The organism is Pacificimonas flava (assembly GCF_000342165.1).
GTDB lineage: Bacteria > Pseudomonadota > Alphaproteobacteria > Sphingomonadales > Sphingomonadaceae > Pacificimonas > Pacificimonas flava.
The window spans coordinates 372,094-387,235 of sequence record NZ_AMRV01000001.1 but is presented as its reverse complement, the minus strand read 5'-3'; the positions used below and the strand labels follow the sequence as shown (position 1 = coordinate 387,235).

General features: G+C 62.4%; 11 protein-coding genes. 1 reads left to right on the top strand and 10 read right to left on the bottom strand.

What is annotated here, in order from left to right:
- Nucleotides 1-60 precede the first annotated feature (60 nt).
- Nucleotides 61-1,743 carry an energy-dependent translational throttle protein EttA gene (gene ettA / locus C725_RS01760; protein WP_008599768.1) on the bottom strand — a complete coding sequence of 561 codons (1,683 nt, stop codon included), beginning with the start codon at nucleotides 1,741-1,743 and terminating at the stop codon, nucleotides 61-63.
- 391 nt (nucleotides 1,744-2,134) lie between these two features.
- Here ettA and C725_RS01755 point away from each other — a divergent pair, with 391 nt between their 5' ends.
- Nucleotides 2,135-2,446 carry a hypothetical protein gene (locus tag C725_RS01755; RefSeq protein WP_008599767.1) on the top strand — a complete coding sequence of 104 codons (312 nt, stop codon included), beginning with the start codon at nucleotides 2,135-2,137 and terminating at the stop codon, nucleotides 2,444-2,446.
- 117 nt (nucleotides 2,447-2,563) lie between these two features.
- Here the strand turns inward: C725_RS01755 and C725_RS01750 are convergent, their stop codons facing one another.
- The 9 genes from C725_RS01750 to C725_RS01710 all read right to left on the bottom strand — a co-directional run bounded on the left by C725_RS01750 (nucleotide 2,564) and on the right by C725_RS01710 (nucleotide 15,124).
- Nucleotides 2,564-3,691: a zinc-binding dehydrogenase gene (locus C725_RS01750; protein ID WP_008599765.1), complete on the bottom strand. Its 1,128-nt coding sequence runs from the start codon at nucleotides 3,689-3,691 to the stop codon at nucleotides 2,564-2,566.
- 112 nt (nucleotides 3,692-3,803) lie between these two features.
- Entirely contained in the window at nucleotides 3,804-5,339 is a 1,536-nt protein-coding gene (locus C725_RS01745; RefSeq protein ID WP_008599764.1) for an oligosaccharide flippase family protein, read from the bottom strand.
- A 43-nt stretch (nucleotides 5,340-5,382) separates the two neighbouring features.
- A complete protein-coding gene (locus C725_RS01740; protein ID WP_008599762.1) occupies nucleotides 5,383-7,707 on the bottom strand; it encodes a GH92 family glycosyl hydrolase in 2,325 nt (774 codons plus the stop codon).
- A 51-nt stretch (nucleotides 7,708-7,758) separates the two neighbouring features.
- Nucleotides 7,759-8,919 (bottom strand): FMN-dependent L-lactate dehydrogenase LldD, encoded by a 1,161-nt coding sequence (gene lldD, locus C725_RS01735; RefSeq protein WP_008599761.1) that lies wholly within the window; start codon nucleotides 8,917-8,919, stop codon nucleotides 7,759-7,761.
- Entirely contained in the window at nucleotides 8,919-9,686 is a 768-nt protein-coding gene (locus C725_RS01730; protein ID WP_008599760.1) for an L-rhamnose 1-dehydrogenase Lra1, read from the bottom strand. The genes lldD and C725_RS01730 overlap by 1 nt, the downstream gene beginning before the upstream one ends.
- 10 nt (nucleotides 9,687-9,696) lie before the next feature.
- Nucleotides 9,697-11,304, bottom strand: a complete 1,608-nt coding sequence (locus C725_RS01725) for an alpha-L-fucosidase (protein ID WP_008599759.1) — start codon at nucleotides 11,302-11,304, stop codon at nucleotides 9,697-9,699.
- 15 nt (nucleotides 11,305-11,319) lie between these two features.
- A complete protein-coding gene (locus tag C725_RS01720) occupies nucleotides 11,320-13,383 on the bottom strand; it encodes a beta-galactosidase (protein WP_008599758.1) in 2,064 nt (687 codons plus the stop codon).
- Nucleotides 13,380-14,108: an SDR family oxidoreductase gene (locus C725_RS01715; protein WP_008599757.1), complete on the bottom strand. Its 729-nt coding sequence runs from the start codon at nucleotides 14,106-14,108 to the stop codon at nucleotides 13,380-13,382. Before C725_RS01715 ends, C725_RS01720 begins: the two co-directional genes overlap by 4 nt.
- A 17-nt stretch (nucleotides 14,109-14,125) precedes the next feature.
- A complete protein-coding gene (locus tag C725_RS01710) occupies nucleotides 14,126-15,124 on the bottom strand; it encodes a Gfo/Idh/MocA family protein (protein WP_008599756.1) in 999 nt (332 codons plus the stop codon).
- Nucleotides 15,125-15,142 lie beyond the last annotated feature (18 nt).

Here is a 15,142-nt window from a genome sequence, read left to right as displayed (position 1 = left end):
TGCCGAGCGAGCGGGATAGCAAGGCTCCCGCTCGCTCGGTCTTCAGGGTCTGATAGACACTCAGCGCGTCAGCTTGCGATAGGTCATCCGGTGCGGACGGTCGGCGGCGTCCCCGAGGCGGCGGCGCTTGTCCTCCTCATAGGCCTCGAAATTGCCCTCGAACCATTCGACATGGCTATCGCCCTCGAAGGCGAGAATGTGCGTGGCGAGGCGGTCGAGGAAGAAGCGATCATGGCTGATGACCACGGCGCAGCCGGCGAAGTTCTCCAGCGCAACCTCGAGAGCGCGGAGAGTCTCCACGTCCAGATCGTTGGTCGGCTCGTCGAGCAGCAGGACGTTTCCGCCCTTTCGCAGCATCTTCGCAATGTGCACCCGGTTGCGCTCACCGCCTGACAGCTGCCCGACCTTCTTCTGCTGGTCGGGACCCTTGAAGTTGAACGCCCCGACATAGGCGCGGCTGGAAATCCTCTCCTTGCCGAACTCGAAATAATCCATGCCGTCAGAGACTTCTTCCCAGACGTTCTTGTTCGGGTCGAGGTCGTCGCGGCTTTGATCGACATAGCCCAGGTGAACGGTATCGCCGATGTCGATCTTGCCTTCATCGGGATTGTCCTGGCCGGTGATCATCTTGAACAGAGTGGATTTACCCGCGCCGTTCGGACCGATCACGCCGACGATACCGCCCCGTGGGAGCATGAAGTCGAGGTCTTCGAACAGAAGCTTGTCGCCATAGGCCTTGGTCAGCCCCTTGGCCTCGATGACCTTGCCGCCAAGGCGTTCGGGGTTCTGGATTAGGATTTCAGCCTGACCGACCTTGCGGTTCTCCTGTGCTGCGACGAGGTCGTCAAAGGCCTGGATACGCGCCTTCGATTTGGTCTGCCGGCCCTTGGCCGACTTGCGAATCCATTCCAGTTCGTCCTTGATCGCCTTTTCCCGGCCCTCATCCTCCCGGCTTTCCTGCTCCAGCCGCTTCGCCTTCTTCTCCAGATAACCGGAATAATTGGCCTCGTAGGTGTAATAGCGGCCCCGATCGAGCTCCAGCACCCAGCCGACGACATTGTCGAGGAAGTAGCGGTCATGGGTCACGAGGATGACGTTGCCGGCATAGTCGACGAGGTGCTTTTCCAGCCAGGCGACGCTTTCCGCGTCGAGATGGTTGGTCGGCTCGTCGAGCAAGAGAATGTCCGGCTTCGACAGAAGCAGACGGCAGAGCGCAACGCGGCGCTTTTCACCGCCCGACAGGTTGGTCACGCCGGCATCGCCGGGCGGGCAGCGCAGAGCGTCCATCGCGATATCGAGCGTGGTGTCGAGATTCCAGCCGTCCACGGCATCGATCTGTTCCTGAAGCTCGCCCATTTCGGCCATGAGCGAGTCGAAATCCACATCTTCCGGGGGATCGCCCATGATCGCCGTGATTTCGTTGAAGCGGTCGATCTTGCCGGCAATCTCGCCGACACCTTCCATGACGTTCTGCTTGACGGTCTTCGAAGGATCGAGCTCGGGTTCCTGCTCCAGATAACCCACGGACACGTTCTCGCCGGCCCATGCCTCGCCCTGGAAATCCTTGTCCCGCCCGGCCATGATCTTCATCAGGGTCGACTTACCGGTCCCGTTCGGGCCGACGATGGCGATCTTCGTACCGGGATAAAATTGCAAGGTGATATTGTTGAGAACGGGTTTCGACTGACCGGGGTACGTCTTGGTCAGCTCTTTCATTACGAAACTGTATTGGCCTGCGGTCACTGCGTCGGCGCTCCATATAAACGAAAAGTGTGAGTTGCCCTTTGAACGGGCCTTGGGAGCGAGATAGGCTACGCTCCCTCACCACGCAACACCGCCCGAAAGCCGCCTCTGTGGGGCCGACCGAAAAACATGGCCGAACCGCAATGAATCTTGCATGAACGAAAAGCGGTGCTATTTGTGGAACCGCGGTAGGGGGAAGCAGTTATACCCTCCTAGCGGTGAAGAACCGACTTAGGGAGACGTGTAAGACATACGGCCAGCCAAGTACAATGCCATCATAAGGTTAGGCTAGAGACCGTAGTTTTCCAATAATTTCCATTCTATCGAATGTGACCGAACGGGAACCCTCACCGAAGAATGCCGTTCGGTTTCTTAAATAAGGAGAGTTATTATGAAGAAGATCGTATTCGCAGTCGCCGCCGCTGGTGCCATGACCCTCGCCGCTTGCGGTCCGCAGGACGCGGCCGAGGACGTGCAGGAGCAGCAGCTCGAGTCGCAGGAGGACGTGCTTGAGGAGCAGGCCGATCTTCAGGACGAGATGGGCAACGAAGCCGCTGCCGACGATCTCGATGCGCAGGCCGACATGATGGGCGAGTCCGCTGACGAGGTCGATGGCGCGAACGTCATCGAGGAAGACACCACGATGACCGACGACGGCACGATGACCGACGAGACGACGACGACGACCGAAGAAGAAATGTAAGCTTCTTCGACCTTGTCGAATGAAGAGGGGCGTGTCCGATGGACGCGCCCCTTTTTCATTGAGATGTACGCAGGTTCGCTGCGTCCGATTCCGGATTTGGATTTCCGTACCCGGCAATCAACGCTGCGGCCGAATGAGGTATTTTTCGCCGGTAGCCTTACGCGCATAGGCGCGGGCGACGTCAGCCTGCAGGGCGTCCTCCAATGATATCTCCTTTGTATAGTGGCTGGCGAAGGTGGTGCCGATCTCGTCCGCGACCCGTTGACGGAGTTCCCCTGCCCGCTTGCCGCCGATCCGCGCAAGGAAGGGGGGCAGCAGCCATCCGCCGACACCCCAGAACATGCCATAACCGCGCGTGAGGACGGTCGGCGACAAGTCGAGACTGCCGTAGAGATAAACCTGCTTGTGCGCGGTACTCCCGTAAACGCTGAAAGCGTCGGCCTTGCGCCCCTGCGCGCGTTCCATTGCCATCAGGATGTAATTCGCGAGCTTGCCGCCGCCGACGGCGTCGAAGGCGAGAGTGGCGTTCGTTTCAGCGACCGCTTCGGTAAGCTGGTCCAGAAAGTCGTCGTCCGAGGAGTTGCAGACATGGTTCGCGCCGGCACTGCGCAGAATTTTGGCCTGGTCCTCGCTGCGCACGATATTGACCAGTGACACATCGTCCGCCTGACAAATTCGATTCAGCATCTGACCGAGGTTCGACGCGGCAGCCGTATGGACGAGCGCGCTGTGCCCCTCCATCCTCATGGTTTCCACCATGGAAAGCGCGGTGAGCGGATTGACGAAGCTGGATGCGCCTTCGACCGCGGTCGTGCCTTCGTTGAAGGCCAGGCAGTTCTCTGCGGTCGTCTTGCAGTAACGGGCATACATGGCCCCGCCCATCGCAGCGACCGTCTTGCCGAGAAGCGCCTGCGCGGCAGCGCCGCTGCCGGCCGCAACGACCGTGCCCGCCCCCTCATTGCCGACGGGCAACGCCTTGCCGAGCCGGGCGCTCACGCGCGCAAGCAGGGCTTCGGGGATCGGCGCGGTGAGAAGAGCGCGGCCATCGCGATCCTCGTTCACCGCCTCTGCAATGTTCGCCGGGCCGAACATCACACCCTGATCGGATGGATTGATGGGCGCTGCATCGACTTCGATCAGCACCTCGTTCTCGTCCAGCGTCTCCGGGACGGGTTCGGCGGCAAGGAACATTTCAAGCCGCCCTTCCCCGGTCATGCGCGCCTTCATCTTCAAATTTTCAGTCATGCGTCCTCCCATGGGATCGGTTGCGTCCAGTGTCGTTTGCCTAGCTGCGCGACGAGGTCGCCGACGCTGAGCGAAATGAGAGGGATCGAGCAGCGATCTGCAGATGGGTTCGTCAGGGCTTTGCCGGACGGCGGAAGATCGTTCTCATCCGAGCCGTCAGTTTCGGAATGCTTCTGCCTCCATAATGCAGAACCTGCATCTCGAACCCGGCGGGGCGGCCCTGCAGGATCCACAAACCGAACAGACAGGCGAAATATATTATGCCGCCAAGGAGGACGAAGGGAAGGCAGCCGGCAATGACATCGCCGACATCCTCCACCGGAATGATACGCGGCTTCAGGATCCAGAGGAATGCAGCCATCACGCCGCAGGACAGGAAGGCGCGGCCGCAATCCTTTGCGACGTGGCGAATATGCACGCCCAGCTCGCGCCCGACAAGTTGCAGCGACAGGAACAAGCCGATGAAGGTGACCGCCGCCCATGCGTAGATGGCGCCCGAAAAGCCCGCCAAGTGAATGCCGGCGAATATCAGGGGCCAGCCCACGGCAAGGCTTGCGGTCGCGCGCGCCAGGAGCGGCCGCAGACGCTCGAGCGCCATGACCGCCGAATGGGCCGGCGTTGCGATGGTGCGGGCAGCCGCGACAGGGGCGATTACTTGCACCACCAGAATGGCCTCGTCCCATTGATCGCCTACCAGAATGGCAATTGCCTCATGCGCAAAGAACGACAGGCCCACTCCGATAGGCATAGCTATGGCGAAAATCACCTCCTGCGACAGGCGCAGTGTGCGGCGCAGGCGCTCAAGATCCTCTCGCACGGCGCCGAAACCGGGCAGCAGGATCTTCCGGATGGGCGCGACGAGTTCGCCGAGAAGCGTGTTGTAGGCATTCTGCCCCATGGTGAACTGCCCGACCGCGGCGGTGGAGATCAGGCGCGAAATCAGCGATTGCGGCGCCATGGAGTGGATCTGCGTGAAGATGTCCACCACCAGGACACCCGACCCGAAGCTGACCATGGAGCGCCACTCGCCGAGCCCGAAGCGGGGGCGCACGGGAACCTTGTAATAGGTCAGAAGGCATTCCATCGTGCGGGAAAACATCGTCGCCACGACAATTGCCCAGTAGCTTTGAAAATAGAAGGCGGCGGCGATGGACACCGCAAATCCGATCAGATTTGCAACCGTCGTTCGAAAAAACTCACGCGAGAAGTCGAGATGGCGAGCATAGAGCAGGAATGCGGGGTTCTTGAACCCGTCGATGATGAGCACGCCGGAGAGGACTTGGAGGACAAGCTGCAATCTCGGCTCGTTGAGCATATCCGCGACCAAGCCCGAAACGGCGAACAGGATTCCGGCGATCAGCAGCCCGCGGAGCAACTGCAAGGTGAAGGCTGTGTTGATGTGCGCATCCTCGATGCGCTTGAAGGTCATCAGGGCCGCGCCCATGCGCACATCGATAAACGTCTGGATGAAGCCGATGGCCATGAAGGCGAGCGAGGCGACACCATAGTCCGAGGGCGACAGAAGCCGTCCCAGAACGGCAAGGTTCACGAGCGAACCGAGCCGCGTCACCAGCGATGTCATGAACACAAAACCGGCGGCGACGAGCGCCCGCGCGCCAAGGTCGCGGTCGCTGCGCTCCTCGAACATCAACGTCCCTGAACGCCAGAGCGGACAACAGCCGCGGTCATCCTCATTCGCTCATCGAGTAAGGGCGTGCTTCGGTTGAGGTTCCCCACTCGCGGTTCGGTTCGGCCTGCATGGTGAAAACGAGTTCGCCGCCCTGAACGATTTCGCCGTGGCGCAGATAGGTCCGTTCCAGCGGTTCCCCGTTCAGCGTGACGCTGCCGATATAGGGTTTCTCCGCCCCCAGCCCCTCGGTGCGGATGGTAAACCGATTGCCGTTCGGCAGGTTCAGTACCGCCCGCTCGACGAAGGGCCGGCCGATCACATATTGCAGGCTGCCGGGCGTGACGGGGTAGAAACCGAGGCCGGTAAAGAACAGCCAGGCAGACATCTGACCCAGATCGTCATTCCCCGAGAGTCCCTCCGGCGTCGGCGCGTACTGACTGTCCACGATTTCGGCCAGTCGTTCCTGCGTCTTCCAGGGCGCGCCGGCGTGATTGTAGAGATAGGCCACATGATGGCTCGGCTCGTTGCCATGAATATACTGGCCGATCAGCCCTGCGATATCTTCGGCGTGGCTGTAGTCGATGCCGGTCATGTCATATTCAAACATGCGATCGAGCTTTTCGACGGCTGCTTCGTCGCCGCCCATGGCCTGGAACAAGGCGTCCTGATCGTGCGGCACGAACCAGCTATACTGCCAGGCGTTCCCCTCGGTATAGTCATAGCCGTAATTGATCGCGGTGGGATCGAACGGTTCCCGGAAGTTCCCCTTCGAATCTCGCGCGCGGACGAAGCCGGTCTTGTCGTCGAAACTGTTCCGCCAGTTGCGCGACCGGTCATAGAAGCGGTCCGCGACGCGGGTCCGCCCCATCTTTTCCGCCATTCGCGCGATGGTCCAGTCGTCATAGGCATATTCGACGGTTTTGGAGGCCGCCTCCGGCTCCTCGTCGATCGGAACGTAGCCGAGCTTCATATAGTCACCGAGCCCGCCATAGGGCGCATAGCTGGCGCTTTGCACCATGGCCCGAAGCGCGGCGTCTTCATCGAAGCCGCGAACTCCCTTTAAATAGGCGTCGGCAATCACTGGAACGGCATGGTAGCCGATCATCGTCCACGTTTCCTGTCCGTGGAACTGCCATATCGGAAGAATTCCGAACGGGCTCTGCTCCTGGCTGGCGAGCAGCGAGCGGATAATGTCGCGGTTTACCGTATCGGGCTGTAGAAGCGTCAGTAGCGGATGCTGTGCGCGAAACGTGTCCCATAACGAGAAGGTGGAACGGAACGTGAAGCCATCCGCGCGGTGCACGGCATTGTCGGGCCCGCGGTACTGGCCGTCCGCGTCACCGGAAACTGAGGGCGCGATCATGGAATGATAGAGTGCGGTGTAGAGGTTCGTCCGCATATCGTCGGACGCCTCGATCTCGACGGCCGAAAGAGCGGTTTCCCACTTGCCCCGCGTGTCCGCCCGAACCGCGTCGAAGGTCCCCGGCTCGCTTTCCAGGTTTCGGATCGCGCCCGCTTCGTCGACCGTGGAGACGGCGACCCGAACCTCCAGCGGCGCATCCAGCCTGCCGAAGTCGAGGCGCCCGACAAGTGCGCGGCCCTGACGCTGGGCAACGGCATCGCTGTCCCTGCCCGGCCCCTGAAAACCGCGATAGGCCACGTCTTCCTCGGTGTTGACGAAGGCGTGGCTCTTGACCGGGGCGGAAAACCGCATTGCGAAATAGAGATGCCGGTCCGGCGCCCAGCCGCGCGTCTGCCTGGCGCCGGTCACGGTCCCGTCCGGATGCAACCGCAGGGAAGACCAGAGAATCTTTCCTGGATAATTATAGAGCGAACTGCGCAGGTCGAGTACGAGATGCGCGGCTTCCTCGTTCGGGAAGGTGTAGCGATGGACGCCGACACGTGTTCCCGCGGTCATCTCCGCAAGAACCCGCGCGTCGGTCAGCCGCACGGAATAATAGCCGGGCTCCGCCTCCTCGTGGATATGATCGAAGCGGGACCGGTAGCCGGAGCCCGGCTTTGTTGCATCGCCCGGTTCGAGCGCAACCTCGTTACCCGCGACCGGCATGACCAGAACATCGCCGAGATCCGAATGGCCGGAGCCGGAGAAGTGCGTATGCGAGAACCCCTGGATGGTCGGGTCGTCATATCGGTAGCCGGCTGCGTGGTCGTAACAGTCGCGGATCTCGCAGGTCGTGTCGGTATCGGGGCTGAGCTGGATCATGCCGAACGGCGCGACGGCCCCCGGAAAGGTGTGCCCTTCCCCGCCCGTGCCGATGAACGGGTCGACATCGTCGAAACCCGCGGCGAGTGCAGGATTGCTTGCCGAGCAGAGGACGGTGGAGAGAAGTGCGGACGTGGCGAAGCGAGCGAGCGGGCGGATCATAGGCGCGTTTTAGCCTATTCCTCGACCAAGAAAACCGCCAGTTTGCGGGCTTCAGCCGTGGGCCTCCTCCGCCACGAGCATGCTTCGGTCGAGGGCAGCGATGCATGTCTTCGACGTCAGCGCCATTGCGACGCGCATCTCTGCCTCGATCAATCGCAGCACGTGGGCGACGCCCGCCTCCCCGCGTGCGGCGAGTGCATAAACCCATGCCCGGCCGAGGAGCACACCCTCCGCCCCGAGGGCGAGCATGCGGACAACGTCGAGGCCGGACCGGATGCCCCCATCGACGAGCACGGTGATCTCGTCGCGCACTGCGTCAGCGATGGGCGGCAATGCGCTTGCGGTCGAGGGAACGCCGTCGAGCTGACGCCCGCCATGGTTGGAGACGACGATGCCGTCCGCGCCAAGCTTGACCGCTTCGCGCGCATCCTCCGCGTCGAGGATGCCCTTTATGATCAGCGGGCCATCCCATTCGGAGCGAATGAACGCAAGGTCGCTCCAGTTGATGGAGGGATCGAAATTATCGCGCATCCAGGCAAAGAAATCCTCCAGCCCGGTATCCTTGCCAAGGACGGGCGCGACATTGCCGAGCTCGTGCGGCCGGCCATGCACGCCGACGTTCCAGGCCCAGTGCGGGCGCAGCATCGCCTGCCCTGCGCGGCGCAGACCGCCCCTCAACCCGGATGCGCCGGCAAGGCCGGACCGATAATCGCGGTATCGGGTGCCCGGCACCGGCATGTCGACGGTGAAGACCAACGCGTTGCAACCGAGGGTCCGGGCCTTTGCCAGAAGATCGCGCATGAAGGCGCGGTCGCGGATCATGTAGAGTTGAAACCAGAAGGGCTTCGTCGTGCCGGCGGCAACCTCGTCCAGCGGGCAGGCCGATACGGTAGAAAGGCAAAAGGGTATTCCCGCCTTCTCCGCCGCGCGCGCCGCCTGAACCTCGCCCCGCCGCGCATTCATGCCGGCAAGGCCAATCGGCGCAAGCGCGACCGGTAGGGACATGCGCTGCCCGAAAAGTGTCGTTGCCAGATCGAGAGAAGACACGTCGGTAAGCACGCGCTGCCGCAGCGCTATTCGCTCCAGATCGGCAACATTCCTGCGCAGCGTGACCTCCGCATAGGACCCGCCGTCAATATATTCGAACAGAAAGCGCGGCAGGCGGCGGCGCGCCAGTTCGCGGTAGTCGAGGGCGGACGCTGCGGCCGGCACTATTGCAGGTTCACGAACATGCCGCCATCGACCAGCAAGGCCGCGCCGGTGACGTAAGCCGAGAGGTCGGAGGCGAGGAAAACGGCCGGTCCCACCATGTCCTCCGGCTGTCCGAGGCGGCCCAGCGGCACGCGGCTTTCCATATATTCGCGCTTCTGCCGGTCAGCGAGATCGTCCCTGTTGATCTCGGTCAGGATCGTGCCGGGCAGGAGCGCGTTGCACCGAATCCCGTGCTTGCCCAAGGCGATAGCTGTCGATTGCATCAGCGAAAGAACGCCGGCCTTTGTCGGGGTGTAATGCGTCTGATACTCGCCGCCCACCAGTGCGGAAATCGAGGACATGGCCATGATCGACCCGCCTGTGCCCTGCTCAACCATCGCCCGCGCGGCGGCCTGGACCATGAAATAGGCGCCGTGCATATTGACCCGCATGGTGCGCTCGAACGTGTCGACCGGCATGTCGAGAAAGCCGTGGAAGGGGCAGATGCCGGCATTGTTCACGAAAACGTCGATGCCGCCAAGGGCTGTGGCTGCCTCTCCGACGAAGCGTCCTGCACTTTCCGGTTCTGCGACGTCGGCCTGCATCGCAAAGGCGGTGCGCCCAAGCGCCTCGATCTCTCGCACGGCACTTTCTGCGCCCGCCTCGTCATGCCCGTAGTTCAGAGCCACATCCGCGCCATGCTGCGCGCAACCGATGGCGACGGCACGGCCAATTCCCGACGACGCACCGGTAACGAAAACACGCTTTCCTTGCAGTAAGTTCGTCAACTTCTTTTCCTCATGAGCTGAAGCGAATGCGCATGGCGTAGGGCATATCGGCGCCGACGCCCGCAGGCAGATCGATTTCCAGTCCGTTGCCGCTCTGCTGCCACTTCAGCGCCCCGCCGCCGACGAGTTCGATCGCCGCGATTTCCCGGTCGAGATAGGGAGTGCCCGCGAACATGGTCTTGAGGAGCGCGGTTCCGTTCGACGGCCGCTCCATCCCGATGGCATAAAGCGTGTCGCCCTTCGTGGTGAACCGGAAGTCGCTCGCCGTCCAGCTCTTGTTCGGGTTCTCGCTCTTCTGCCCCGTCTCGCTGACCGTCGGCCCCTCCCCGAAGAACTTGTAGGGGCGGGTGTCGTAGATCGCTTCCCCGTTCACCTGCAGCCAAGACCCCATGTCGACGAGGACCTTCTCGATTTCAGCCGGGATGGTCCCGTCCGCCTTTGGACCGACATTCAGAAGCAGATTGCCGTTCTTCGACACGACGTCGACCAGATCCTGCGTCAGCGATTTCGCCGTCCGATATTCGTCGTCCTGCGCAAAGCCCCAGCTGTGAATGGAAATCGAAGTGTCGGTCTGCCAAGGTTCCAGACGAAGCGCATCGAGCTTGCCGCGTTCGATGTCGAACAGGGCCGTGCCGCTCTCGAACTGCTCGCCCTTATAGGCGATGGCGGGTCCATATCCCTCTTTCTGGCCATCATTATAATAATATGCGGCCAGTTTCCTCATATTGGGCTCGAAGGCCGGCGCACTGGTCCACCAGTCAAGATAGATCATCTCTGGCTGATATTTGTCGATAATTTCCGTCGTCCGCGCGAGCCAGTCGTCCAGGAACTGCTGGTTTGGCGGATACCAGTTTTCCAGATGATCGGGCGATGGCACGCTGCCTTGCGGATCGGCCGGGAGGGCGCGCGGGGCGGCAGGACCATAAAGGCCGGCAAAGCGCGGATCGTTCACATCGCTGTCGTAGGTCCGGCCGACCCCGTACCACCACCAGTGTTCTGCCCGGTGCGAGGAGAGGCCGAAATGCATGCCGGCGTCGCGCGCCGCCTGCATCAGCTCGCCGGAGGTGTCCCGCTTCGGCCCCATCTCAGTGGCATCCCAGCGGGTCATGTCGCTGTCGTACATGGCGAAGCCGTCGCAATGTTCGGCAACGGGGATGACATAACGCGCGCCGGCGCGCTGGAACAGGTCGATCCACCCCTCTGCGTCGAAACGCTCGGCAGTGAACATCGGGATGAAATCCTTGTAGCCGAATTCCGACTGCGGGCCGAAGACGTTGCGGTGATAGGTGAACGCCTCGCTATGCGGTTCGTACATGTTGCGCGAATACCATTCGTTCGCGAACCCCGGCACGGCATAAGGGCCCCAGTGGATGAAGATGCCGAACTTGGCATCGCGGAACCACTCAGGGATCTCGAAGCCCTTCAGCGAGTTCCAATCGGCGCGGAACGGTCCGTTTTCAATGCCGCGTTCCACCGTTTCGAGCTGACGCGCCACGGGTTCGGCCTGGAACGCCATCGGATACGGCTCCGCCGTCTGCGCGGCGGCAGGACTTATTGGCGCTGTCAGGGGTAGTGCGGCCGTTATTCCCGCTAGCAGATAGGCCTTCATTTTCGTCATTGCACTTCCTCCCCTTTAATTCTGCAAAACGGCCACGCCTTCAGGCGCAAGCTCGATCGCGGCAGTCTCGCCGCCGTCCAGAATGTCCGTCATCGCCCGGGGCAGCGTCACGCTCTGCGTTTCGCGCCCGTGATTGATCAGAATGACGATCCGGCGCCCCTGCCCCTCTCGCGTCATCAGTTCGACACCATCGGGAACGGCGAAGTCGGCCTGCGCGCCAGCGGATGCCATTGCGTCTGCGATCAATCCGTCCATTACCGCATCATCGACAAGAGCGCCGACATAGGTGATCGATCCTTCGCCCACCGCACGGCGAAGGGCGGCCGGGTGTCCGTCCAGCCAGCCATTGGCCTTGCCGTAGCGGAGGATGACCTCGGTATCTCCGGCATTTGCGGATAGATCCTCTGCCCATATCTCAGCACGACCGCTGCCGACCTCGACGGCCTCGTCGAGCGCGTAGAACTGCTCGACGCGCCCGCCGAGCAGCTCGGCCAGCGGACCCGGCTGACGCTCAAGATGCAGACGATTGAAGGCGTCCTTCAATCCCGACCGCGGACCCAGGATCAGATGACCGCCGCCGCGCACATATTCAGTCAGATGCGTCGCCATCTCGTCCGTGATGATGTTGAGGCCGGGCGCGACGACCAGTCGATATGAATCCAGCGGCCCCGCCGCCTCCACGATGTCGACGGCGCCGAGGCGGTCCTTCAAGGGACGATAATAGTCCAGAAGCACCTCGATCTGGTCATAATCCTCGTGGTGTTTCTGGAAATCGATGGCCCAGCGGCTGTCGTAATCCTGCAGGATCGCGACAGGAGAGACAGGTTCCGTGCCGGCAATTGCCGGTGACGCCTTGGCAAAGTCCACGCCGATCCGCGAAACCTCGTCATAGATCGGCAGCGGCTTCTGATCCGGACCGATCAGCGACCCGTGCATGGTTTCCTGACCGTTCAGGGCGTTGCGCCATTGCCAGTACAGGATCGCATCGCTGCCATGCCCGACCGCCTGCCAAGCCATGGCGCGGGTCTCCCCAGGGTAGAGGATATTGCTTACCGGAGCCCAGTTCACGAAACCGGGCTGGATCTCCATCACCCAGAAATTTTCGCGCTTCCAGCCGCGCACCAGATCGTGGCTCGCCCCGTTACGATAGGGCTGCAAATGGCCGGTGCCGACATAATTGTCCCAGGATGCGAAATCGAGATCGCGGTTGATCTCGTACCGGTCGAAGCGGTTCGCCCAGCCGAGCCCGCCGAGATTGGTCGTGACGAACTGGCCCTGCCGCGCGCCGGCACGAATGATGTCGAGCTGGTTTTTCTGAAAATCGACCCACTGATCCGTGATAAACCGCTTCAGATCCAGCATCCAGCCGGGGTTGCCGGCCTGATTGTCGAAGGGAACCTGTGTCCAGTCCGTATAGGTCTGGGACCAATAGGCGGTCGTCCACACCTCGTTGAGGCGGTCGAGCGTCCCGTATTTCCTCTTCAGCCAGGCATGCCAGGCTTCGCGCGCAGCGGGGTCGTAGCTTTCCTCCGTATATTCATTGCCGATCTGCCAGCCGATCACGTTGGGCTCGTCGCCGAGCGCATCCACCATCCGGCCAACGATGTCGCGGCTGAACTGCCGGTAGCGGGGCGAGGAGATCGAGAACTGCCGGCGCCCGCCATGGCCGACCTGCGTCCCCTCCCCGTCGATGCGAAGGATGTCGGGGTACTTCTCGCTCATCCAGGCCGGGGGCGTGTCGGTCGGCGTGCCGATAACGACCTTCAACCCGTGCTTTTCGGCCAGCCGGACGGCCCGGACGAGCCACGACATATCGTACGCGCCCTCGGAGGGCTCCATACGGCTCCAAGCGAACTCGCCGATGCGCACGACATTGGCGCCGTGCGCCTTCATCAGGCGCAGGTCCTCGTTCCAGCGATCCTCAGGCCATTGTTCCGGATACCAGGCGGAGCCGAGCCAGAGGCGTTCGAACTCGACGGGAAGCTCCTCGCTGGTCGCAGCGGCAGTGTCCGCGCCGGTCTGGGCCATGGCCGCACATGGTGCTGCTGCGAGCAGCAGGGCTGTCAGAAGCCGCCTCATATCGACCAGCCTCCGTCGATATTGTGGATCTGCCCCGTCGTATAGGTCGCCCCGGCCAGATAGACGACCAGATCTGCAATTTCCTCAGGCCTGCCGATACGCCCAATGGGCTGGCGCGCGACGAAGGCCGCGCGGTTTTCCTCATAGTCGCCCTTTTCGGAGAGACGCTCCTTCAGCGACGGGGTTTCGACCGTGCCGGGACAGATGCAGTTGCACCGCACCCCCTGCCCGACATGATCGGCCGCCAGCGCCTTGGTCAGGCCGATGACCGCCGCCTTTGTGGTGCCATAGACGAAGCGGTTCGGCACGCCCTTCACACTGGATGCCACCGAAGCCATGTTGATGATGGCACCATCCCCGCTCTCGATCATCGCCGGCAACACGGCACGGCACATACGTACCATCGCCTTCACGTTGAGCGCGTAGGCGAAATCGAGATCTTCGTCGCTCGCCTCCAAGATCGTGCCGCCATGGACCACGCCCGCACAGTTGAAGAGGATGTCGATGCTTCCCGCCTCCGCAACACCGGCCCTGATCGCCTCCGGGTCGAGCACGTCGAGCCGCTTTACCTCTATGCCGGGCCCGGACAGGTCCGCCAGTGCGTCCGCGTTGATGTCGGTGGCGATCACGCGCGCCCCGGCCTTTGCCAGCGCACTGGCCGCGGCCCGGCCGATCCCCTGCGCGGCGGCCGTCACCAGCGCCGTCTTTCCCGTCAGATCCGTCACGTCAGTCCCTTTTCCCTCTATTCGGTCGGCAGCGGCGTCGCGGCCTGTTTGCTGGATTGGTAAAGCGCCTCGACCAGCGCCATTGTGCGCCAGGCATCTTCGACGTTGGTGGCGAGGCGATCATCCTCACCGGAGGCGTATCGCTGCAGGTTCGCCATCGGACCGATGAAGCCGTCCGGGAACCACGCGCCGGAGAGCGCCACCTGTTCCCATGGCCCACCCCTTGGCGCGAGCCACAGTTCGTCGGGCTCGCCTGCCGGATAGTCGAGAAGGACGCCGAGCTTTGCCTGCGCGGCGCCCTCCGTTCCCTCGACGCGAAACGCCGCATCCTGAAATCGGCGTCCGAAATCGTGATGATGGTTGATCGACAGGAGAACGCGCAGGGTCGGCCCGTAATCGAGGATCATGGACGTTCGCGTGTCGCTGAGTTCGCTTCCCGGATATGAGAAGCTGCGGGCGAAGGCCGAAGCGGGATCGCCGACCAGCGCCCGGATCGTATCGAGATAGTGGATCGAATGGGAGACGATCTCGACGCGCGGATTCGTCTTCAGATGCGGAAACAGGTGCCAGGGCGTGACGAGATTTATGCGGACTTCGATCTCCGTCAGCGTGCCAAGCCGGCCCGAACGGACGGCATCGGCGAGTGCGAGCATCATCGGCGAATAGCGCAGCTGGAAATTGACCGCCGCCGTCATCTCGCGCGAACGAACCGTGTCCCGGATGGCCGTCGCCGCAGCGAGGTCGAGACCCATGGGCTTTTGCAGCAGCACGCTCGCACCGCGCGGCAGTGCATTCAGGATGTCTCGGTGGGCGGTCGGGGGAGCCGCAACGTCGAACACGGCGTCGGCTGCGGCCGCTTCCTCCAGGGTCGAGAAGACGGCCGGGATATTCCAGTCACGCGCAACCGAACGCGCCCGGTCCTGATCGGGGTCGTATATCCCGGTCACCTGAAAGCCGGCCTTTCGATATGCCGGCAGATGGGCGTCCCTCACGATGCCGCCGGTGCCGACGATCACGATCGGGCGCGGTTCGCT